We start from the raw sequence: 21,603 nt of genomic DNA, 5'->3' as shown, positions 1-21,603 counted from the left end.
GAGCACGCGGTCGGCCGCCCTGGGCACGGCTTTGCGCCTACCGGAAGCCGAGGTGCGGATCGGTGCCGGCCAGTTCACCGCTGGCGGCCCACAGGCGAGCGGCGACGGCCCGGTCGGCCATATGGGAGGGGACGGCCTCACGCCGGGGTGTGCCACGCAGGCCGAAGACCCTCGGCCCCCACAGCTGGCCTCCCCGCACCGCCGGATCGAGGACGGCACGCACCACGGGCCATGCTCCGGCGTCCTTGCCCTGCACCAGGAGCCCGGCGGGCAACGCGCGCAACCGCTCGCCGGGGGACGTCACGCGTACCGGCGGACGGGACGGGGTGAGGGAGTCCAGTGCGCCGCCGGGGTGGGCCACCACACTGAGCACCGTGCTGCCGCGGGCACGCAGGCGGCGATCGAGTTCGAAGCCGAAGCACATCTGCGCCAGCTTCGACCGGCCGTAGGTGCGCTTGGGCCGGTAGTCCCGGACCGACTCCAGATCCTCCAGGGCCAGTCGCTCGGAGCGCGCCGCGAAGCTTCCCACTGTCACGATGCGGCCTGCCGGTGCCGCGGACAGCAGGGGGGCCAGCCACTGGGTGAGAGCGAAGTGGCCGAGGTGGTTGGTGCCGAACATCAGCTCGTGGCCGTCCTCGGTCTCCCTGCGCGGCGGGTCGTCGAGCGCGACCCCCGCGTTGTGGACCACCGCGTCGAGACGATCGAGGTCCAGCCTGTCCACGGCGGTCCTCAGGGACGACAGGTCGGCGAGGTCCAGCCGCATGTGCCGTACGTGCGCGCCGGAGACGCGTGAGCGGATCGAGGCCATGGCGGCGTCCGCCTTCGCGGCGTCCCGGCTGCCGAGTACGACGACGGCGCCCGTGGCGGCGAGCTGCTCGGCGACGAAGTAGCCGATTCCGGCGTTGCCCCCGGTGACCAGGAAGACCCTGCCCTCGGCGGAGGGCAGCCGGTGGACGTGCCACGGTCGGCTCGGGGATGCGGAAGACACGAGGACAGGCTTCTTGCGATCGGGGCGGCGTGCTCATGGGGAGCACCGACCCGCCCAAGGTCGCAACGTCCACCGACATACCGCCGACAGACCACGGTGACCGCCGACAGGTTTCCGACACCCCTGCGGAGAACCGCGGTGACCGACATGGCCGCTACGCCGCGCCCGGCACGGAACCGGGCGCGAACGCGGCGCGGCCCGGCGGAGGGCTCAGTGGTCGAGTCGGGCGTCCGGGGCACCCCGGCCGATCACCACCAGGCGATCCCTAGTCGGCCGGTACCGTCAGCGCGACCGTGTCGCCGCTCGTCACGGCGAAGGTGCCGGACTTGCCGGCGATGACCGTGTCGCTGTGGACGGCCGTGCCCGCCGAGGTCCTCTCCGTCAGGGTGAGGGTCCGGTTCGTGAGATTCGTGACCGCGAACTGGGTGGCCCCGGCCTGGACGCCGTCACCCTGCTCGGCGATGCCGGGTAGGAACACGAAGGTCTGCACGGTCACCAGGTTGCCCGAGCTGCCCTTCTGCACGATCAGCACATCCCCGGTGGCCGCTGCCGCCGGGCTCTCCGAAGCCGCGACGGCGCCGAGCCCCGCCAGCAGCGCGAGGACGGCTCCGACCGCGGCGCGGCGTCTGCCGGTTGTGGTCCTCATCGTCTTCCCCTCCCTGTTCGTGCCCCGTCCCAGGAGGGGGCGGCGGCCGTGGCGCTGAGCCTCGCGGGGCGGGCGGGGGTCGCGAAAGAGGTGCGGCGGGGCGCACGAATGCACACGGGTGGCGCCGCTCGGCCGGAACAGACCACCGACGTAAGGGTGTCGCCGTCGCCCGGCCCTCTTTGGCGGTCCTCTGCCCCGTGGTCGTCTCCCTGATCCGCCGAACTCCCGTGCCTGCGAACATGCGTACAGCCGTCGTCCGTCCCGGCGTCGCGGCAGGCGGTGCCGGGACACGGCCGACGGTGACCGCAGGACGCCCGAACGACGTTCCAGGGGGACGCTCTTCATGACCCACCGGATATCCGGCCGAGCCGGGGCACTCACGACCGCTCTCGGCGCCGCACTGCTCGTCTGCGCCACCGCCCTTCCGGCCGCGGCGGCGCCCACGGGCACCGTCACCTGCACGTCCGCCAAGGCGGGTCTGGCAGACAAGCTGAAGAAGGACATCACGGCCGCCCTCGCGAACCGCGAGGGCACCGTCGCCGTCGGCCTGTACGACCGCGGCACCAGGACGACGTGCACGCTGAACGCCACCACCGCCTTCGACTCGGCCAGCACCGTCAAGGTCACCGTGCTCGCCACGCTGCTGTGGGACGCCAGGAAGCACAACCGGTACCTGACCGACACCGAGACGGACCTCGCCACGGCCATGATCACCCAGTCGGACAACGACGCGACCAGCACACTGTGGAAGCAGCTCGGTGCCGCGAAGGTCCAGGGTTTCCTGACCGCCGCCGGGATGACCAGGACCGTGCCGGGCGCGGACGGTTACTGGGGTCTGACCCAGGAGGACGTCACCGACGAGCAGAAGCTGCTCCAGCTGATCACCGCCAGGAACAGCGTGCTGAGCGACAACTCCCGGGCGTACATTTTGAAGTTGATGGGGCAGGTGGTCGCGGACCAGCGCTGGGGCACTCCGGCCGGTGCGCCGTCCTCGGTCTCCGTGCACGTCAAGAACGGCTGGCTCCAGCGCTCCACGCACGGCTGGCGCGTGCACAGCCTGGGCACCTTCAACGGTGCCGGCCACGACTACATGGTCACCGTGCTGACGCAGGACGACAGCACCATGGACTACGGCGTCGCCACCATCCAGAGCGTCGCCACGGCGATCCACAAGGACCTCGTGCCGGTCACCGTCGGCGTCACCCGCTACACCCCGACCACGCAGCCGCGCGAGGCGTTCGTCGCCGTACCGCCGCGGAGCTGATCCGGGGCCGCGGCCTCACGGGGCGGTCTCCCGCCGGACACGGTGACCTGACCGCCGCCCGGGGTCAGGTGTGGTCCTGCCCGTCGCACGCGCCGGGTTCCGGCTCGTCCAGGAGGCCGCTCTGGGCGGTCAGATAGGCGAGCTGGGCCCGGCTCTTGCTGCCGAGCAGGTCCGAGACCTTCTTCAGGTGGGTGGCCACGCTGCGGGTGCTCATGCCGAGCCGGCCGGCGATGGCGGCGTCCGTGTACCCGTCGACCATGAGGCGCAGCACCCGCAGCCGGGTCTCGTCGGTGAGCAGCCGGGGACGCTGCTGGTCCTGTTCGTAGACGATCGGGTCGCCCCGCTCCCAGGCGTGCTCGAAGACCGAGACGAGGAAGTGCACCACGCCGGGATCGGTGACCCGCAGGGCGTGGTCGCGGTGCTCCTTCTCCTTGTCGGGGATGAACGCCACCGAGCGGTCGTAGATGAGTAAACGGTCGAACACCTCGTCCACGGTGCGTACCTGGACGCCGACCGCGGTGACGGCCTTGATGTAGTCGAGCGTCGGGCCGTGGGCCCGCACCGTGTGCTGGTAGAGGCGGCGCTGGAGCACGCCCCTGCGCTGGGCCTCCAGGGCGAGCGGCAGGGATCTGACGAGCATGTGTTCGGGTCTGCCGCCGCCGGGATGCGCGGTCAGCACCTCGCGTGCGGCGGACCGGGCCGCCTCGTCCACCGCGGCGGTGATCAGCGATGCCCCGGTGAGCCGCTGCACCACGTCGGCGTCCTTCTGGCGCAGATCCCGGTAGACGCCCTCCACCTGTGACATCGTCGTGCGGACGGCGGTCAGGGCCTGCTGCTTCTCCAGGATCCCCTGTTCCAGGGGGCCGGTCAGGGCGGCCGTGGCCACCTCGGGCGGGACGGGTACCAGTGTCCGCGGATCGCCCACCGCGGGCGTCAGCAGGCCGAGCGCGAGCAGACAGTCCGGGACGCGCTCCCGTCCGGCTCCTCCGGACCTGACGGCGCTCCGGTAGAACTCCGCGCCTTCGCGGCAGAGTTCTGTTTGGCCGTCACCCTCACCTATGTCCGTTTTGCTGCACACGACTCCCCCTTCGCACTTCTGCAATGCAAGATCATGAGGCCTGGAATCGCTTCCGGCAACTTCCCCGGCGGGGCATTCTTTCCGTGCAGGGGCGGCGATCACATGAATGGCTGCCCGCACGTATCCAGGGGGGACTGGAAAATGAAGCGCTCTCAGGTGGTCCGCAGATTCACAGGCGCCGTCGCGGTGTTCACCGCGGCCCTCGCATTCTCCGCCGGCCTTCTCGGTGCCGGCCGCGACGCCGGGACGGCCACCAGCATGGTCGCGCACATGAGCGACGACAGCTGGGGATGAGCAGCGACCTTTCGGCGTGACGCTCCGTCATGACCGAGCAGGAGCAGACCGTTTGACGGCGGCGCCGGCCGGGGGGCCGGCCGGCGCCGCCGTCCGGTCGTAAGAATTCCGTGTGAGAACCGCCGTATGGCCATGTTCGCATGCCGAAATTGTGAGGAGACAACGAATGAGCCTTGCTGTAATGGCCCCGAAGTGCCTCGTCTGCGATACCGAATTCCAGGTGCAGGAGGACTGGGAGAAGGGTGAGATCACCGAGTGTGCCGCCTGCGGGCAGGAACACGAGGTGGTCGAGAAGTCCGACTCCGTGGTGCGCCTCGACCTCGCTCCCGAGGTGGAAGAGGACTGGGGCGAGTGACGGACGCCGACCAGGTCCTGCTCTCGGTCACGATGCTGCGCCCCGAGGAGAAACTCCTCCTCGGGGCGCTGCGCGCCCAGGGTCTCGCGGCCCGGCCGCTGCTCCTGGAGGACCTCTCCGCGGTCGTGGCCGGAGAGACCGGCCCGGCCTCCCTCGCCCTGATCAGGAACCTGTCCCACCGCGAGGCGATCAGCGTCTCCCGCCGGCTGGAACACGCCGGCGTCACCACGCTGAACCGGGCCGCGGCCATCGAGACCTGCAACGACAAGGGCCTCCAGGCCCTGCTCTTCGCCCGGTACGGCATCCCGCACCCCGCCACCCGGCACGCCTTCAGTTACGACCAGGTCCGCACGCGCGTCGCGGAGCTGGGCCTGCCCGCCGTCGTCAAACCGGTCAGCGGGTCGTGGGGACGCGGGGTGACCAAGATGGCGAACGCCGAGTGCGTGGAGGCGTGGGCCGGCGGCCGTGAGTCCGCGGACGCCACGGGCAAGCTGTTCCCCGTCGTCGTGCAGGAGTACGTCGACAAGCCGGGCCACGACCTGCGGGTGGTGGTCGTCGGGCGCAGCCCCGTGGTCGCGATCCAGCGTGTCTCGGACGACTGGCGCACCAACACCCACCTGGGCGCCGAGGTCCGGCGCATCGAGGTCACCCCCGAGATCGAGAAGCTCTGCGGGCAGGTCGTCGACGTCCTCGGCCCCGGCTTCTACGGCGTGGACCTGGTCGAGGACCGGACCACCGGGGACCTGCTCGTGCTCGAAGTCAACGCCAATCCCGAGTTCGCCCGCTCCTCCGCCCAGCACGGTGTGGACGTCGCGGGCCTGCTCGCCGCGTACGTCGTGGAGCAGCTCGCCGCCGCGGCCGTATGACCCGGATGGGCCCGCACAAGACCGGAGAAGAACCGACACCCATGGAACTGTTCGACACCGCCACGGTGCTCACCCGCGTCCTCACCTCGGGCGTGGTGATGAGCATCGAGAAGAGCGACCGGGAACTGCCCGGTCTGGAACGGCTGCTGACCAAGCAGACCGGGCGCGCCAGGGCCGTCCTCCTCAACAGCCGCACCGGCGCCCTGCACGCCGCCCTGGCCGGTCAGGGCATCGGGCACGGCGGCACCGCCGTCGTCGACGACATCGACGACGCCGGCCGGGCGTTCCTGGGCTGGCTCGGCGTCACCGTCACGGCCGACGGGGGCCCGGTGACGTACGACCACGTGGCCCTCGGCCCGGAGAACGCCGGCCGCCTGCCCGAGCTGGCCGCCCGCGCCACCGCGCCCGCGCTGGTGGTGGACCTCACCGGGCTCGGCTTCGGGCCGGCCGCCGCCGTACTGACCGACGACGAGCTGATCTGGGCCCGCGCGGAACGGCTGAAGATCTTCGGCGCCCACGACCTGCGGACCATGTGGACGCAGGAGGAGGCCGACCTCTCCCTGGTGCCCGGCGTCCAGTTCAACTACCGGCTCAGCCCGCTCGTGGCCGCCTGCGCGCGGATGGCCCTGACCCAGGCGGCCCGCCCCGCCGCCCCCTCCGGAGCCCGCTCATGATCACCGACTTTCCCGCGGCTCCGCTGCCGCTTCCCGACGCCGCCGCCGTCGAGGAGGAACTCGCCGCCCTCGGCGGGGGCGAGATGATCCCCAAGGCGCTGCGCCGCACGATCTTCCCGGTCATCACCAAGGAAGACGTCTTCCACCTGATGCTCGCCCAGCGGCAGGCACCGGAGAAGGTCGTCGCCGACTTCGCCGACGCCTACCGGGCCTACGTCGGCGCCGCCCACGCCCTGCCCACCGCCAGCGGCACCTCCAGCCTGCACATGGCCCTGGTCGGCGCGGGCGTCCGGCCCGGCGACGAGGTGATCGTCCCGGCGTTCACCTTCATCGCCACCGCCCAGGCCGTCGTCGCCGCCCACGCCGTCCCGGTGTTCGTCGACATCGACCCGGTCACCTACTGCATGGACCCGGCGGCGGCCGCCGCCGCGATCACCGACCGCACCCGCGCCCTGATGCCGGTGCACGTCCACGGTCTGCCCGCCGACGTGCCCGCCCTGCGCGCCCTCGCGGACCGCCACGGCATCGCCCTGGTGGAGGACGCCTCGCACGCCCACTCCGCGAAGATCGGCGAGCGGGTCGCCGGCTCCCTCGGCGACGCGGCCGGGCAGAGCCTGATGGCCGACAAGAACTTCCCGCTCGGCGGCGAGGGCGGCATCGCCTTCTTCGCCACCGGCCAGGCGTACGAGCGCGCCACCGCCTACCTGGAGCGGCACGGCATCGACTACGGCATGTCCTGGGTCGCCGCCGCCTTCGGCAGCAGCCAGCTGAGGCGCCTGCCGTACTACGACCGGATCCGCGCCCGCAACGCCGCCCTGCTCGGCGAAGCCCTGGACGGCACCGGCCTGTTCGCGCCGCCGCACGTACCCGACGGCCACGTCCACGCCTACAACATGTACCGGATCACCCTGCGCCCCGAGGCCGTCGGACTGGACGACCTGCCGGTGTTCGCGGTGAAGGAGGCGGCGCACGAACTGCTCGTCGCCGAGGGCGTGCCGGCCCGCGAGTGGCAGAACACGCCCATCCCGTGCCACCTGCCCTTCCGGCACCGGGACGGCTTCGGGGGCGGCTATCCGTTCACGCTGAACCCGGCCGCCGTACGCGACCACCGCCCGCAGGACTTCCCCGTCACGCTGGGCATGCTCGACTCCACCCTGGTGCTCTGCCGCGAGCTGCGCTCCCCGGTCGAGTACGAGCGCATCCTGCGCTACGCCGACGCCTTCCGGAAGGTCGCCCGCCGGCCCGACGCGATCCGCAAGCTCGTCGAGACGCGCGAGTACCGGCGCCCGTACGAGAAGGCGGCCCGCCTTGGCTGACACGCCCGCGCACGAGAGGATCCGCGTCGCCGTCATCGGCGCCAGCGGCTACACCGGCGGCGAGGTGATCCGCCTGCTGCTCGAACACCCCCACGTCGAGCTGGCGTTCCTGTCCGCGGAGCGCGCCGCGGGCGCCGCCGTCGGCAGCGTCCACCCCTGGCTGCGCAACCACCCGCGGACGGCCGGCCTCACCTTCCGCCCGCTCGCCGAGCTGGCGGACACCGAGCCGGTCGACATCGCCTTCGGCTGCCTGCCGACCGGCACCCTGCCCGAGCGGCTGCCGCTGATCGCCCAGCACGCGAAACGGGTGCTGAACCTCGGCGGCGACTTCCGGCTGCGGGACACCGGCGACATCCGCCGGCACTACCCGGACACCGCCGCCCACCCGCCGCAGGAGGACTTCGCCTACTACGTCCCCGAGCTGAGCCCCGCCGTCCCCGGCGGCCGCTTCGTCAACCTGCCCGGATGCATGGCCGTCACCACCATCTACGCCCTCTACCCGCTGTTCGCCCAGGGCGAGCCGCTGGTCACCGACCGGATCGTCGTCGACGCCAAGACCGGCTCCACCGGCGGCGGACGCGGCAGCGGCGAACCGCCGGCCGAACGCACCGGCAACTTCCGCGTGCACAAGCTGCACGGCCACCGGCACGCCCCGGAGATCCGGCAGGCCCTCGCCGACTTCACGGGCACCGAGGTCGACCTCCGCTTCTCCACGCACAGCCTCGACGTGGCCCGCGGCATCATGGTCACCGCCTACAGCGAACTGCGCGACGGGGTCACGGCACTGGACGTCAAGCGCGCCTACGCCAAGGCGTACGTGGGCCGGCCGTTCGTACGGGTGCGCCCCGCGCCCAAGGCACCGCAGGATTTCCCGATGCTCAAGGCCGTCGTCGGCTCCAATGTCGCCGAGGTCGCCCTCTCCGTCCGGGACGGTCAGTGCGTCACCGTCGCCGCCCTCGACAACCTGATCAAGGGCGCCGCCGGGCAGGCCGTGCAGGCCATGAACCTGATCTCCGGCTTCCCCGAGGCGGCCGGACTGCCCACCACGGCGGTGTCGCCATGACCCGTCCCCTGTACGTCGTCAAGGCGGGCAGCGCCACCCTCGACCACGGCACCGTGCTCAAGGAGATCGCGGACCTGGTGGCCCGCGGCGCCCGGGTGCTGCTGATCGCCGGCGGCGCCACCGGCATCGAACGCCACTACACCGCGATCGGCCGTCCGATACCCCGGCTCCGGCTCGCGAACGGCGACGAGGTGCGCTACTGCCCGCCCGAGGAGATGGCCCACCTGGTCGACGCCTACGAGCGCGTCACCCTGCCCGCGGTCGAACAGGGCCTGCGGGACCTCGGGCTGGACGCCTTCACGGCCGTCGCCGCCCGCGGCCGGCTGGTCACCGGCCGGGCCAACCGCCCGCTGAAGGCCCTGTCCGCCGAGGGCCGGCCCGTCGTCGTCCGCGACCACCGCGCGGGCCTGCCCACCGAGGCCGACACCGCACGGCTGACGGCCCTGCTGGAGGCCTACGACGTCGTCTGCCTGTCCCCGCCGGTCGCCGACGCGGCGGGCGGCGCCCCGCTGAACGTCGACGCCGACGTGCTGGCCGCGGTCCTCGCCCTCACCCTGGACGCCGACCACCTGCGCCTGGTCACCGGCACCGCCGGACTGCTCACCGACCCGGCCGACCCGGCCTCGACGCTGACCGACGCCTACCCCGGCGACGCCGCGCGCTACGCCGGGGGCAGGATGCGGCAGAAGGTCCGGGCCGCCGAGATCGCCCTGGAGGGCGGCAGCGCGGACGTCGCCATCACCGGCCCCCACACCATGGGCGACCTCGCGGGCTGGACCCGCTTCTGGCGCACCCGGCAGCCCACCGCCGACCTCACCCTGCTCACCCGGGTGGTCGGCGTCCCGTCCGTCTCGGGCGACGAGGCCGAACTCGCCGCCTACCTGGCCGAATGGTGCCGGGAACGCGGCATGGAGGCCCACGTCGACGCGGTCGGCAACCTGGTCGCCGCCCGGGGCCGCGGCTCCCGCCGGCTGCTGCTCCTCGGCCACCTCGACACGGTCCCGCACCGGTGGCCCGCCGCCTGGCGCGGGGAGGAGCTGTGGGGGCGGGGCAGCGTCGACGCCAAGGCCAGCCTCGCCGCGTTCCTGGAGGTCCTCGCGCACGCCGACATCCCCGAGGACGGCCGGCTCGTCGTGGTCGGCGCGGTCGAGGAGGAGATCTCCTCCTCCAAGGGCGCCTTCCACGCCCGCGACCACTACCCGGCGGACGCGGTCGTCATCGGCGAACCCAGCGGCGCGCACAAGCTGACCCTCGGCTACTTCGGGCTGTTCAAGCTGAGGGTGACGGCCGCCGTGACCACCGGTCACTCGGCCGGCCTGGACGCGGTGTCCGCGCCGGACCGCCTCATCGCCGCGCTCGCCGACATCCGGGCCGGCGTCCTGGCCGCCGCGCCGGACGCGCTCAGCGCCGTCATCGAGTTCGGCAGCGAGAGCGGACGGCAGCACAGCCGGGGCACCGGCATCCTCAACTTCCGCGTACCGCCGGGGGCCGACCTGGACGCGCTGCGCGCAGCCGCGCTGGCCCACACCGGCGACGGCGTCACCGTCGAGGTGCTGCGTGCCACCCCCGGCTACGCCGGCGGCCGCTCCGGACCGCTGGTGAAGGTCTTCACCCGGGCCTTCGCCGACGCCGGGATCCGTCCCCGGTTCGTGGTGAAGAAGGGCACCTCCGACATGAACACCCTGGCCACGACCTGGCACGACGTGCCGATGGTGGCGTACGGCCCGGGCGACTCCGCCCTCGACCACACCGACGAGGAGCGCATCGGCGCCATGGAGTACCGCACCGCCCGCTCGCTGCTCGCCGACGCGGTCAACCGGTGGTTCTCGCTGCCCGAGGGGAGCCGTCGATGACCGCCCTGACCGAGCGGCCCGTCACCTCCCGGGCCGCTCTCGCCACCCTCGCCGAACGGGCCGTGGCGGCCCGCCGGCTCGTCGTCGACATGGCGGCGAGCCCGCGCGGCTGCCACCTCGGCGGCAGCCTGTCCGTGCTGGACATCCTCCTCGCGGCCCTGGACCGGGCCGCCGCCGGCGACGGCACGGAGGTCGTGCTCAGCAAGGGCCACGCCGCCGCCGGACTGTACGCGGCGCTGCACGTCAGCGGGGTCCTGCCGGACGACCCGGCCCCGCGTTACGGCCTGGCGGGCGAGCCGTACACCGGGCACCCCGGACCCGGGGTGCCGGGCGTCCGGTTCCCGACCGGCAGCCTCGGCCACGGCGTTCCCTACGCCGCGGGCTGGGCGCTGGCCCGGCGGATCGGCGGGCAGGGCGGACTCGGCATCGCCGTGGCGGGCGACGGCGAGTTGCAGGAGGGCCTGGTCTGGGAGACCTGCCAGGTCGCCGCCGCCCAGCAGCTGGGCAATCTCGTCCTCGTCGTGGACGTCAACGGCGGGCAGAACGACGGGCTCGTGGCGGACATCTCGCCGCTGCCCCGGCTCGCCGAGCGGTTCGCCGCCTTCGGGTTCGACGTGGTGGAGGTGGACGGGCACGACCTCGCGGCGCTGACGGAGGTGTTCGCCGACGACCGCCGGGCCGAGCGCCGGCCGCTGGCCGTCCTCGCCAGGACCGTCAAGGGCAAGGGCGTACCGGCCGTGGAGGGCCGGGCGGGCTCCCACTACGTGACCATCGACGCCGCCCGCGCCACCAAGTGGAAGCGAGCCATCCGATGACCACCACCCCGAGCCACCCGACGACCACGACGTCCGACACCTCTGCCGCGCCGGACCGTCCGGCAACCCCGGCGCCCGGCGCGCCCGCCACCCCGAGCCGCGCGACGACCACGGGGACCGGCGTCCCTGCCGCGCCGGGCCGTCCGGCGACCACCGGGTCCGGCACGCCTGCCGCGCCGGGCCGTCCGGCGACCACGGTCTTCGGCGCGTCCGCCACCCCGGGCCGCGCGGCGGCTACGGGGATCGGCGTCCCTGCCGTGCCGGGCCGTCCGGCGACCACCGGGTCCGGCACGCCTGCCGCGCCGGGCGCGGCGGCCACGGGGTCCGGCGTTCCCGCCGTGCCGGGCCGTCCGGCGGCCACCGGGTCCGGCACGCCTGCCGCGCCGGGCGCGGCGGCTACGGGGTCCGGCGCCCCCGCCGCGCCGGGCGCGGCGGCCACGGGGTCCGGCGCCCCCGCCACCCCGGGCCGCGCGACGGCCACCGGGTCCGGCGCCTCCGCCACCCCCAGCCGTCCGACGGCCACCGCGTCCGCTGCCCCCGTCGCCCCCGCCCCGCTCTCCGGGCGGGACGCCTACCGGGACGAGTTGACTCTGCTCGCCGTGCGGGATCCCTCGATCCTCTGTCTGGAGGCGGATCTGGGCGGCAAGGGGCATCCCTTCCAGGCGGCCCACCCGGGCCGCTTCTTCAACCTCGGTATCGCCGAGGGCGCCATGGTCGACATGGCGGCGGGCCTCGCCGCGGGCGGCTACCGGCCGTTCGTCAGCACCTTCGCGCCGTTCGCCGCGCTGCGCGCCGCCGAGAGCCTGAAGCTGACCCTCGGCTACCTGAACGCCGGGGTCACCGTGGTGGCGCCGTACGCCGGTGTGTCCGGCGCCTGGTTCGGCACCACCCACCACTGCCTGGAAGACCTCGCGATCCTGCGCAGCATCCCCGGCGTCACCATCGCCGCGCCCTACGGCGAGGCCGAGATGCGCGCGGTGATCCGCGCCGCGGCCCGCTCCGGGCGCCCGCACTACATCCGCACCGGACGCAACGCCCGCTACGCCTCCCTCGACCTGCCGGCCGGCGACGAACTGCCTTCGGTCGTCTGGGAGTTCCAGGCCGACCCCGACGCCGTCTGCCTGGTGTCGGTCGGCGAGGAGGGCACCCGCCTGGCCGTCGAGGCCAGGACCCGGACGCCGGGCACCGCGCACGCGCACCTGGTCTACGCCGACCACGAGCACCTCACCCGGTCCGCGGCCGAACTGGCGCGCCGGCACAGCCGGTTCGTCGTCGTCGAGGAGCACCGCGGCCAGGGCGGTGTCGCCGAGGCACTGGCCCTGCTGCTGCCCCGCTGCGAGGTCACCTCCGTCGCCGCGGACCGCCGCTGGCCGTCGCACGGCGGCGACCACGCGGAGGTCATGGCCGCGCTCGGCCTCGACCTGGACGCCGTCCTGCGCGCCCTGACCCGGGCCGGCACTCCCCACCCCACCAGCCACTCAAGGAGCCTGGCATGCACATCCTGATGATCGAATGCAACCCCAACGGCATCGCCGGCATCGCCAACGCCCTGGAGCTGGGCCACGACGTCACCCTCGTCTCGGTCGACCCCGGCTTCTACCTCGGCGCCTCCCCGCTGGCCGAGGCCGCCTACGCGCACCCCAACTGCCACGTGGTCAAGAGTGAGAAGGCGTTCTCCATCGAGGAGCTGACGGCACTGGCGCGCCGGCTGCACGAGGAGAACCCGGTCCACGGGGTGACCACCTACAGCGAGTACCACACCGTCCACACCGCGGCCGTCGCCGAGGCGCTCGGCCTGCCCGGCATGAGCGTCGACGGCGCCCGCAACGCCCGCCACAAGCACCTCACGCGCCTCACCCTGGACGGCACCGGCATCCGCCAGCCGCGCTTCGCGCACGTCGCCGACGCCGACGACCCGGCAGCCGTCGAGGCCGCCGTCCGCGAGATCGGCTTCCCCTGCGTGGTCAAGCCCTCCGACGGCACGGCCAGCCTGCACGTGCTGCACCTGAAGGACGAGGACGACCTGCGCGGCTACCTCGCCGAACTGGCGGACGTCGCCGACTACGGGCGCGGCGTGACCCGCATCCCGGACGTGCTCATCGAGGAGTTCGTCACCGGCGAGCTGATCTCGGTGGAGTCCTGTGTGCTGGGCGGCGGCGAGGTGGTCAACCTCGGCCTGACCGACCGGCCGCTCAGCGGCTTCCCGCACTTCATCGAGATGGGCGCCACGTACTTCACGGGACACCCGCTCCAGGACGAGCTGTTCGCCATGACCACCCGCGTCCTGGACGGACTCGGCGTGGACTTCGGCTTCATCCACACCGAGTACCTGCTCGGCCCGGACGGCCCGGTGCTGTGCGAGGTCAACGGCCGTCTCATCGGCGGGATCGTGCCGACCCTGATGCAGCTCAGCTCGGGTGTCGACCCGTACCTGGAGGTCATCCGGCAGGCCCTGGGCGAGCGCCCCGAGCTGCCCTTCCCCGGTGGGACGACGGCCGGCGGCCACTGGTTCGGCGCCCCCGTCGCCGGCACGGTCGAGCGCATCGGTTTCGACGCGCTGACCGCTCTGCCCGGCTACCACGACGCCCTCGCCTACAAGAAACCCGGCACCGCGGTCACCCGGCTGTCCCGCTCCAACTTCGACTGGATCGGGCACGTCATCTTCACCGGCGCCGACCGCACCGAAGTCAACAAGCGGTGCGAGGAGGCGCTGGACCTGATCGACCTCGGGATGCGGGTCGAGGTGGCCCGGTGAGCCGACAGGTGCTCTCCGGCGTCGCCGTCCCCGGCCTCGACGCGAGCACCGTCTTCGACGTCACGGTCGAGGACGGCGTCTTCGCCCGCGTCGAGGCCACCGGGCCCCGCCGCGGCGGGGAGCGGGAGCTGTGGCCCGGCTACACCGAGACCCACGCCCATGTCTCACTGCCCGCCAACTGGGACGACACGGCCGACGACCCGCGGATCATCGCGTTGCAGTACCTCTACCACGGGGTGACCCACGTGGTGGACATGTTCGGGTTCCCGCTGGTCGCCGACGCCTGGCGGGAGGGCGCCGCCGCCTCGCCGTGGCCGTACCCGGAGATCGTCCACTGCGGGTACGCGGTCACGGCCCTGACCGACGCCGCCGGACGCACCGGACACGGCGTCGAGTTCCCGGCGCCGGTGTACATGATCGGCGTGGAGGCCGACCTCGACCAGGCGCTGCGGGCCAACGCCGCGCGCGGCGGCACCTTCCTGAAGGTGATGTTCACCGACGGCACCGAACAGCCGGGCAGCCCGGTGAAGTTCTCCCGGCTGTCCGAGGAGGTCCTGCGGTTCACCGCGCGCACGGCGGCCGAGCGCGGCATCCCCGCGGTCATCGACTGCAACACCCTCCAGGAGACCCGCTGGGCCTACGCGTGCGGCTTCCGGCTCTTCGCGCACACCGTGCGCGACCGCACCCTCGACGCGGCCGGCCGCGCGGAGTTCGCGGGCGCCCGGTTCGTCTCCACGCTGGCCGGTCTGCGCCCGATGGTCATGACGGGTGAGGAGTTCCTCGCCGAGTACGGCCGGGAGAGCTTCGCGCTCACGCAGGACCCGGCCAACCTGGACTTCGTCCGGGGCATCGAGAAGCCGTACGGCATCGGGTTCGGCTGCCAGGAGACCCGTACCGCCGCCCTGGCCGACATGCGCCGCAACGCGCTCGCCGCCCTGGCCGACGACAGCCTGCTGGTGGGCACCGACTCCGGCAACACCGGCGCCTACCACGGCTATTCGTTCCTCAGCGAACTCGGCCTGCTGCGCGGCGACGACCCCACGCTCGACCACGCCCTGCGCCACCGGGCCACCTTCGGCGGCCGCCGCTACTTCGACGAGCTGCGCGGTACGGCCTCCCCGGCCGGCCCGCTCAGCACCGGCGCGAGCGCCACGTACAACCTGCACGCCCCCGGCGCGCCCCTGACCGCGCTGCCGCTGGCCACCGTCGTGCGCGGTGTGCCCGTCGACCGTCCCGCCCTCGCGCGCGCCATCGCGGGCCTGCGCGCCACCGCACCGAACGGAAAGGCCACGCCGTGACCACTGAACGCAGGCGGGCGTTGCTCGGCATCAACGCCGGCATCTTCCTCGCCCACATCGGCAACTACATCTGGTTCCCCCTCTTCCTCGCCTCGCTCGGCGGCACCGACAGCGGCTTCTGGGCCGGCGTGGTGATGTGCATGACGTACGTGGGACGCCTTCTCGCCACCTTCTTCTACGAGGGTGTCGCCGCCCGTATCGGCATCCGGGGCGCGGTGTTCGCCGGCACCGCCCTGGAGGCGACGGCCCTGTTCCTCATGGGCTTCGGCAGCGGCGTGGTCACCTACAGCGTGCTCGCCCTGTTCATCGGCTTCGGTTCCGGAACCGCCTTCCCCGGCCTGAAGAACGTCCTCGTGTCCTACCCGGACGACGAGCGGCCCAAGGCGCTGTCGACGTTCCAGATGGCGGCGCAGGTCGGCCTGCTCGGCGGCGCGCTGCTGGGCGGTGCGCTGGCCGGGGTGAACCTGCGGGTCCTGTTCTCCGTGGTGTTCGCGATCTTCATCGGCTTCTGCCTCGCCTCCTCGGCGTTCATCCCGCGTGACGGCTTCCGCCCCAAGGACGCCACTGCGACGGCCACCACCGCGACGGCCGCGGCCGGGCGCCCCCCGCTGTTCAGCACGGCGGTGTTCAAGGGGATCGAGGTGCGCGGCGCCACCCGCTACTTCCTGCTGTCGGCCGTGTTCTGGTTCCTGTCGATCGGCTTCATCGTCGGCATCCCGCTGCACATGGAGACCTATGTGCACGGCTGGGCGCCCTCCGCGCCCTTCTGGGTCACCGGCCTGACCGTCCTCGTGCTCCAGTACCCGCTGTTCAAGACCCTCATCAAGCGGCTGAACCCCGGCACGGTCATGGCGATCGGCCTGATCGGCATGACCCTGGCGTTCCTGGCCTTCGGTGCGGGGCGCAGCGCCGGCTGGGTGTTCGCCGGCTGCCTGACCGTCGTCCTCGGTGACATCCTCTTCGTGCCGTCGTTCGACATGTGGGTCGCCCACAAGGTCCCCGAGGACCGGCTCGCCAAGGCCATGGGCGCCATGCACTTCTTCCGCAGCGCCGGGAACATGGCCGGTTCGCTGCTCGCCGGCATCCTCTTCGACCTGTCCCGCTCGCTCGGCGTGCCGGGCGCGAACTGGTACGTCGCCGCCGCGGTGGCGGCCGGCTGCGCGCTGGTGTGCCTGGCCGACCGGGAGCCCGCCGGCGCCGAGGACGCCCCCGCCGCGCCGGACCCGCAGGAGAAGGTGACGGCGGATGCCTGACGTCTGCGTCATCGGCGGCACCCGGTTCGTGGGCAAGCTGCTGGTGCGGCGGCTGCTGGCCGACGGCCACCGGGTCACGGTGGTCAACCGCGGCCGTACCCCGGACGCCTTCGGGGACGCGGTGCGGCGGCTGCGCGCCGATGTGCACAGCCCCGGCGAGCTGACCGCCGCGGTCGCGGGGGAGCGGTTCGACGCCGTCGTGCACCAGGTGTGCTACACGCCCGTGGCCGCCGCCGAGACCTGCACGGCCTTCGCCGACCGCGCCGGGAAGATCGTCCTGACCAGCAGCATGGAGGTGTACAACGCGGACACCTTCCGCTGGCGGCCCCCCGCCCCGCCGATGAGCGCCTTCGCCCGCGAGGACGAGCTGGACGCGGCGGACTACCCCTGCGACACCGCGCTGCCCTGGGCGGATCCCGCCTACCTGGACGCCAACTACGGCGAGGGCAAGCGGCAGGCCGAGGCCGTGCTGGTGAACCGGGCGCGCGTACCGGTGGTGCTGGCCCGGGTGGCGCACGTACTGGCCGCGGAGGACGACTTCACCGGGCGTTTCCGGTTCCACGTGGACCGGATCCGGGCCGGGCGGCCCGTGGTCGCCCACGCCCGCCCCGGCCGTACCTCCCTGGCGCTCGCCGGTGACGTCGCGGGCTTCCTCGCCTCCGCGGCCCTCTCCGGCGTCACCGGAGCGGTCAACGTCGCCTCGCCCGACCCCGTCGGCGTCCATGACGTGTGCCGCGCGGTGGAGGCGGTCACCGGGCGTACGGCCCGGGTGGTGGAGAAGACGGACGCGGCCGGCGACCCGGACCTGTCCCCGTTCTCCTGCCCGGCCGACTTCGGCATGGCGACCGGCCGCGCGACGGCGCTGGGCCACCGGTTCGCGCCGGCCGCCGAGTGGCTGCCCGAGCTGGCCCGGACCGTGGCGGAGCGCTCCGGCGCCCTCGGGGGGCGCTGATGTTCGACCTGGTGGTGATCATGCGGGTGCGTGCGGCCGGCGACATCGCGGCGGTCGCCGGCGCGCTGGCCCGGATGCGCCCGCTGTGCCTGGCCGAGGACGGCTGCGTCGCCTGGGAGGCGTACTCCTCGGAGGCGGATCCGGCGCGCTTCGTCCTGGTCGAGCGGTGGGCCGACCGCGCGCACTGGGAGGCGCACGGCTCCGGCGCGGCCATCCGGGACATCTACGTCCCGGAGCTGCTGCCGCGCGTCGAGCGCGAGGTGCACCCCTGCCGGCCCGTGCCCCCGATTGTTGCGGAGGGATGAAATCCGCATCCGGCGGCGTTGCAGCCTTGCGGTAGATCAGCTCTGACGGAAGGCACCGGTGTGGCACCGCGACGGGGATGGGCACGAAGGCTGGCGGGCTATGCCTGGCGGTATCCGAAGGATGTCGTCCTGGCCCTCGGCTCCTCCCTCGCAGGCATGGCCGTCATGGCCCTCGTCCCGCTGGTCACCAAGGTGATCATCGACGACGTGATCGGCGCCCACACCCGCGCCATGGCTCCCTGGGCCGGCGCCCTGGTCGGCGCGGCCCTGCTGGTGTACGGCCTCACCTACGTCCGTCGTTTCTACGGCGGCCGGCTCGCCCTGGACGTCCAGCACGACCTGCGCACCGAGATGTACGCCACGATCACCCGGCTGGACGGCCGCCGCCAGGACGAGCTGTCCACCGGGCAGGTCGTCGGCCGGGCCACCAGCGACCTCCAGCTGATCCAGGGCCTGCTCTTCATGCTCCCGATGACCATCGGGAACGTCCTGCTCTTCCTGCTGTCGCTGGTGATCATGGCGTGGCTGTCGCTGCCGCTGACCCTGGTCGCGCTGGCCGTCGCCCCGGCCCTCGCCTGGATCGCCCGGCGCAGCCGCAGCAGGCTGCACCCCGCCACCTGGTACGCCCAGGCCCAGGCCGCCGCCGTCGCGGGTGTCGTCGACGGCTCGGTGAGCGGCGTACGCGTCGTGAAGGGCTTCGGGCAGGAGGAGCAGGAGACCGGCAAGCTGCGCGAGGTCGGCCGCCGGCTCTTCGCCGGACGGCTGCGCACCATCCGTCTGAACAGCAGGTACACCCCCGCGCTCCAGGCGGTCCCGGCGCTCGGCCAGGTCGCCATGCTGGCCCTCGGCGGCTGGCTCGCCGTACGCGGTCACATCACGCTCGGCACGTTCGTCGCCTTCTCCACCTACCTCGCGCAGCTCGTCGGCCCGGTCCGCATGCTCGCGATGGTCCTCACCGTCGGCCAGCAGGCCCGCGCCGGCACCGAACGCGTCCTGGAGCTGATCGACACCGAGCCCGGTCTGAAGGACGGCACCAGGGCCCTCCCCGCCGACGCGCCCGCGGCCGTCGAGTTCGACGACGTGTCCTTCGCGTACGGCGGCACGCCCGTCCTCCAGGGGCTCAGCTTCGAGATACGCCCCGGCGAGACCCTCGCCGTCGTCGGCTCCTCCGGCTCCGGCAAGTCCACCCTCTCCCTGCTCCTGCCGCGGTTCTACGACGTCACCCACGGCGCCGTCCTGATCGGCGGCCACGACGTGCGCGAGCTGACCCTGGAGTCGCTGCGGGCCGCGATCGGACTGGTCCCGGAGGACTCGTTCCTTTTCTCCGACACCGTCCGGAACAACATCGCCTACGGCCGCCCGGACGCCACCGCCGAGGAGATCGAGGCCGCCGCCCGTGCCGCCCAGGCGGACGGTTTCATCGCCGAGCTGCCCGACGGCTACGACACCACGGTCGGCGAGCACGGCCTCACCCTCTCCGGCGGCCAGCGCCAGCGCGTCGCGCTCGCCCGCGCCCTGCTCACCGACCCCCGCCTGCTCGTCCTCGACGACGCCACCTCCGCCGTCGACGCCCGCGTGGAGCACGAGATCCACCAGGCGCTCAAGCAGGTGATGCAGGGCCGTACGACCCTGCTCATCGCCCACCGCCGCTCCACCCTCAACCTCGCCGACCGCATCGCCGTCCTCGACGGCGGCCGGCTCGCCGACCTCGGCACCCACGAGGAACTCCAGCAGCGTTCGGCGCTTTACCGCCGCCTGCTCACCGACCCCGACGAGCTGGGCCGGGTCTCCCCGGGCCACGCCGTGCCCGCCGGACCGCACGAGGACACCTCCGTCCGCGACGAACTGGACGCCGAGTTCGACGCCGAGCGGGGCGTGACCCCCCGGCTGTGGACCGGCGACCGCGAACCCCGCGACCAGGCCCTGTCCGGCACCCCGGCCACCCCCGAACTCCTCGCCCAGGTCGAGGCGCTGCCCCCGGCCACCGACGTCCCGGACATCGACGAGGGCCGCGCGGTCCTGCCCGAGGACTCCTACGGACTGCGCCGTCTGCTGCGCGGCTTCCGGCTGCCCCTGCTGGTCAGCCTGCTGCTGGTCGCCGTGGACGCGGGCGCGGGCCTGCTGCTGCCGGTGCTGATCCGGCACGGCATCGACTCCGGCGTGACCAAGGCGGCGCTCGGCGCGGTCTGGTCGGCGGCCCTGCTCGGCCTGCTGACCGTCGTCGTGCAGTGGGCCGCGCAGACCGGCGAGATCCGGATGACCGGCCGCACCGGCGAACGCGTGCTGTACACCCTGCGCCTGAAGATCTTCGCGCAGCTCCAGCGGCTCGGCCTCGACTACTACGAGCGCGAGCTGACCGGCCGGATCATGACCCGGATGACGACCGACGTCGACGCCCTGTCCACGTTCCTCCAGACAGGCCTGGTGACGGCGTTCGTCTCGGTCGTCACCTTCTTCGGCATCATGGTCGCCCTGCTGGTCCTCGACGTACGGCTCGCCCTCGTCGTCTTCGCGACCCTGCCCCCGCTGGTCGTGGCCACCTTCTTCTTCCGCCGGGCCAGTGTGAAGGCGTACGAACTCGCCCGCGAGCGCGTCTCGTCGGTCAACGCCGACCTCCAGGAGACCGTGGCCGGGCTGCGGATCGTGCAGGCGTTCGGCCGGGAGCGGGACAGCGGCCGGCGGTTCGCCGAGCGCAGTGACGCCTACCGGCGCGCCCGCGTCCGCGGCCAGCGGCTGATCTCCGTCTACTTCCCGTTCGTGCAGTTGCTGTCCTCGGTCGCCGCGGCGGCCGTGCTGATCGCGGGTGCCGGCCGGATCGAGGCGGCCACGCTCACCACCGGCGCCCTGGTCGCCTACCTGCTCTACATCGACCTGTTCTTCACGCCCGTCCAGCAGCTGTCCCAGGTCTTCGACGGCTACCAGCAGGCCACGGTCTCGCTGGGCCGCATCCAGGAACTGCTGCGCGAGCCGACGTCCACCGAGTCCGCCGGCGAGCCCCTGGAGGTGCTGTCGCTGCGCGGTGACATCGCCTTCGAGGACGTCCACTTCGCGTACGGCGACGAGGAGGAGGCCCTGTCCGGCATCGACCTGCGGATCCCGGCCGGGCAGACGGTCGCGTTCGTCGGCGAGACCGGCGCCGGCAAGTCGACGGTGGTGAAGCTGGTCGCGCGGTTCTACGACCCCACCGCCGGCCGGGTCACGGCCGACGGCACGGATCTGCGCGCCCTGGACCTCACCTCCTACCGGCACCGGCTCGGCGTCGTCCCGCAGGAGGCCTACCTCTTCCCGGGCACCGTCCGCGACGCCATCGCCTACGGCCGGCCGGGCGCCACCGACGCCGAGGTGGAGGCCGCGGCCCGCGCGGTCGGCGCCCACGAGATGATCGCCACCCTTCAGGGCGGCTATCTGCACGAGGTCGCCGAGCGCGGCCGCAACCTCTCGGCGGGCCAGCGCCAGCTGATCGCCCTGGCCCGCGCCGAACTGGTCGACCCGGACGTCCTGCTCCTGGACGAGGCCACGGCCGCCCTCGACCTGGCCACCGAGGCGCAGGTCAACCAGGCCACCGACCGCCTCGCGGGCCGCCGTACCACCCTGGTCGTCGCCCACCGCCTGACCACCGCGGCCCGCGCCGACCGGGTGGTGGTGATGGACCGCGGCCGGGTCGCCGAGGACGGCACCCACGAGGAGCTGCTGGCCCGCGGCGGCCGGTACGCCGAACTGTGGCGGACCTTCGTCGGCCGGTCCGAACCGGAGGAGCCGGTCGGCGTGTCCCGCTAGGCCGGGTCCGGCCCCCCCGGCCACGCGTGTCGCTGACGGTCGTGCAACCAT

The 21,603-nt window shown here is 73.2% G+C and carries 19 protein-coding genes; 16 read left to right on the top strand and 3 right to left on the bottom strand.

Annotation, left to right across the window (positions count from 1 at the left end):
* Window positions 1-37 precede the first annotated feature (37 nt).
* Both AB0F03_RS13750 and AB0F03_RS13745 read right to left on the bottom strand, forming a co-directional pair.
* On the bottom strand, window positions 38-988 hold the full coding sequence (locus AB0F03_RS13750) for an SDR family NAD(P)-dependent oxidoreductase (RefSeq protein WP_361990274.1): 951 nt from the start codon (window positions 986-988) through the stop codon (window positions 38-40).
* 265 nt (window positions 989-1,253) lie between these two features.
* Complete coding sequence (locus AB0F03_RS13745) at window positions 1,254-1,634, bottom strand: hypothetical protein (protein WP_361990271.1); 381 nt, start codon at window positions 1,632-1,634, stop codon at window positions 1,254-1,256.
* A 343-nt stretch (window positions 1,635-1,977) separates the two neighbouring features.
* Between AB0F03_RS13745 and AB0F03_RS13740 the strand changes: the two genes are divergently transcribed.
* Window positions 1,978-2,898, top strand: coding sequence for a serine hydrolase (locus AB0F03_RS13740; protein ID WP_361990268.1), 921 nt, complete (start codon window positions 1,978-1,980; stop codon window positions 2,896-2,898).
* A 64-nt stretch (window positions 2,899-2,962) separates the two neighbouring features.
* Here AB0F03_RS13740 and AB0F03_RS13735 read toward each other — a convergent pair whose 3' ends face one another.
* Entirely contained in the window at window positions 2,963-3,976 is a 1,014-nt protein-coding gene (locus tag AB0F03_RS13735) for a helix-turn-helix transcriptional regulator (protein ID WP_361990265.1), read from the bottom strand.
* Between the two features lie 141 nt (window positions 3,977-4,117).
* Between AB0F03_RS13735 and AB0F03_RS13730 the strand changes: the two genes are divergently transcribed.
* From AB0F03_RS13730 to AB0F03_RS13660, 15 genes are all read left to right on the top strand, one after another.
* On the top strand, window positions 4,118-4,270 hold the full coding sequence (locus AB0F03_RS13730) for a hypothetical protein (protein WP_361990263.1): 153 nt from the start codon (window positions 4,118-4,120) through the stop codon (window positions 4,268-4,270).
* Window positions 4,271-4,436: 166 nt separating this feature from the next.
* On the top strand, window positions 4,437-4,625 hold the full coding sequence (locus AB0F03_RS13725; protein ID WP_361990260.1) for a lysine biosynthesis protein LysW: 189 nt from the start codon (window positions 4,437-4,439) through the stop codon (window positions 4,623-4,625).
* Window positions 4,622-5,491 (top strand): RimK family alpha-L-glutamate ligase, encoded by an 870-nt coding sequence (locus AB0F03_RS13720; protein ID WP_361990257.1) that lies wholly within the window; start codon window positions 4,622-4,624, stop codon window positions 5,489-5,491. The genes AB0F03_RS13725 and AB0F03_RS13720 overlap by 4 nt, the downstream gene beginning before the upstream one ends.
* 41 nt (window positions 5,492-5,532) lie before the next feature.
* Window positions 5,533-6,165 carry a degT/DnrJ/EryC1/StrS aminotransferase gene (locus AB0F03_RS13715; RefSeq protein ID WP_361990255.1) on the top strand — a complete coding sequence of 211 codons (633 nt, stop codon included), beginning with the start codon at window positions 5,533-5,535 and terminating at the stop codon, window positions 6,163-6,165.
* Entirely contained in the window at window positions 6,162-7,481 is a 1,320-nt protein-coding gene (locus AB0F03_RS13710; protein ID WP_361990252.1) for a DegT/DnrJ/EryC1/StrS family aminotransferase, read from the top strand. The genes AB0F03_RS13715 and AB0F03_RS13710 overlap by 4 nt, the downstream gene beginning before the upstream one ends.
* The gene (gene argC, locus AB0F03_RS13705) at window positions 7,474-8,544 is read left to right on the top strand and encodes an N-acetyl-gamma-glutamyl-phosphate reductase (protein ID WP_361990250.1); all 1,071 of its coding nucleotides are present in this window, start codon (window positions 7,474-7,476) and stop codon (window positions 8,542-8,544) included. The genes AB0F03_RS13710 and argC overlap by 8 nt, the downstream gene beginning before the upstream one ends.
* Entirely contained in the window at window positions 8,541-10,397 is a 1,857-nt protein-coding gene (locus AB0F03_RS13700) for a M20/M25/M40 family metallo-hydrolase (RefSeq protein ID WP_361990247.1), read from the top strand. Before argC ends, AB0F03_RS13700 begins: the two co-directional genes overlap by 4 nt.
* Window positions 10,394-11,212, top strand: coding sequence for a thiamine pyrophosphate-dependent enzyme (locus AB0F03_RS13695; protein WP_361990244.1), 819 nt, complete (start codon window positions 10,394-10,396; stop codon window positions 11,210-11,212). Before AB0F03_RS13700 ends, AB0F03_RS13695 begins: the two co-directional genes overlap by 4 nt.
* Window positions 11,209-12,717, top strand: coding sequence for a hypothetical protein (locus AB0F03_RS13690; RefSeq protein WP_361990242.1), 1,509 nt, complete (start codon window positions 11,209-11,211; stop codon window positions 12,715-12,717). Before AB0F03_RS13695 ends, AB0F03_RS13690 begins: the two co-directional genes overlap by 4 nt.
* Window positions 12,705-13,967, top strand: a complete 1,263-nt coding sequence (locus AB0F03_RS13685; protein WP_361990239.1) for an ATP-grasp domain-containing protein — start codon at window positions 12,705-12,707, stop codon at window positions 13,965-13,967. The genes AB0F03_RS13690 and AB0F03_RS13685 overlap by 13 nt, the downstream gene beginning before the upstream one ends.
* On the top strand, window positions 13,964-15,265 hold the full coding sequence (locus tag AB0F03_RS13680) for a hydrolase (protein WP_361990236.1): 1,302 nt from the start codon (window positions 13,964-13,966) through the stop codon (window positions 15,263-15,265). The genes AB0F03_RS13685 and AB0F03_RS13680 overlap by 4 nt, the downstream gene beginning before the upstream one ends.
* Window positions 15,262-16,518, top strand: a complete 1,257-nt coding sequence (locus AB0F03_RS13675) for an MFS transporter (protein WP_361990233.1) — start codon at window positions 15,262-15,264, stop codon at window positions 16,516-16,518. The genes AB0F03_RS13680 and AB0F03_RS13675 overlap by 4 nt, the downstream gene beginning before the upstream one ends.
* Entirely contained in the window at window positions 16,511-17,470 is a 960-nt protein-coding gene (locus tag AB0F03_RS13670) for an NAD-dependent epimerase/dehydratase family protein (protein WP_361990231.1), read from the top strand. Before AB0F03_RS13675 ends, AB0F03_RS13670 begins: the two co-directional genes overlap by 8 nt.
* Window positions 17,470-17,775: an antibiotic biosynthesis monooxygenase gene (locus AB0F03_RS13665; RefSeq protein ID WP_361990228.1), complete on the top strand. Its 306-nt coding sequence runs from the start codon at window positions 17,470-17,472 to the stop codon at window positions 17,773-17,775. The genes AB0F03_RS13670 and AB0F03_RS13665 overlap by 1 nt, the downstream gene beginning before the upstream one ends.
* A 60-nt stretch (window positions 17,776-17,835) precedes the next feature.
* On the top strand, window positions 17,836-21,552 hold the full coding sequence (locus tag AB0F03_RS13660; RefSeq protein WP_361990226.1) for an ABC transporter ATP-binding protein: 3,717 nt from the start codon (window positions 17,836-17,838) through the stop codon (window positions 21,550-21,552).
* Window positions 21,553-21,603 lie beyond the last annotated feature (51 nt).

It is taken from the genome of Streptomyces sp. NPDC028722 (assembly GCF_040637655.1).
In the GTDB taxonomy this organism is placed as follows: Bacteria; Actinomycetota; Actinomycetes; order Streptomycetales; family Streptomycetaceae; genus Streptomyces.
This window is presented reverse-complemented; position numbering and strand designations above follow the sequence as displayed.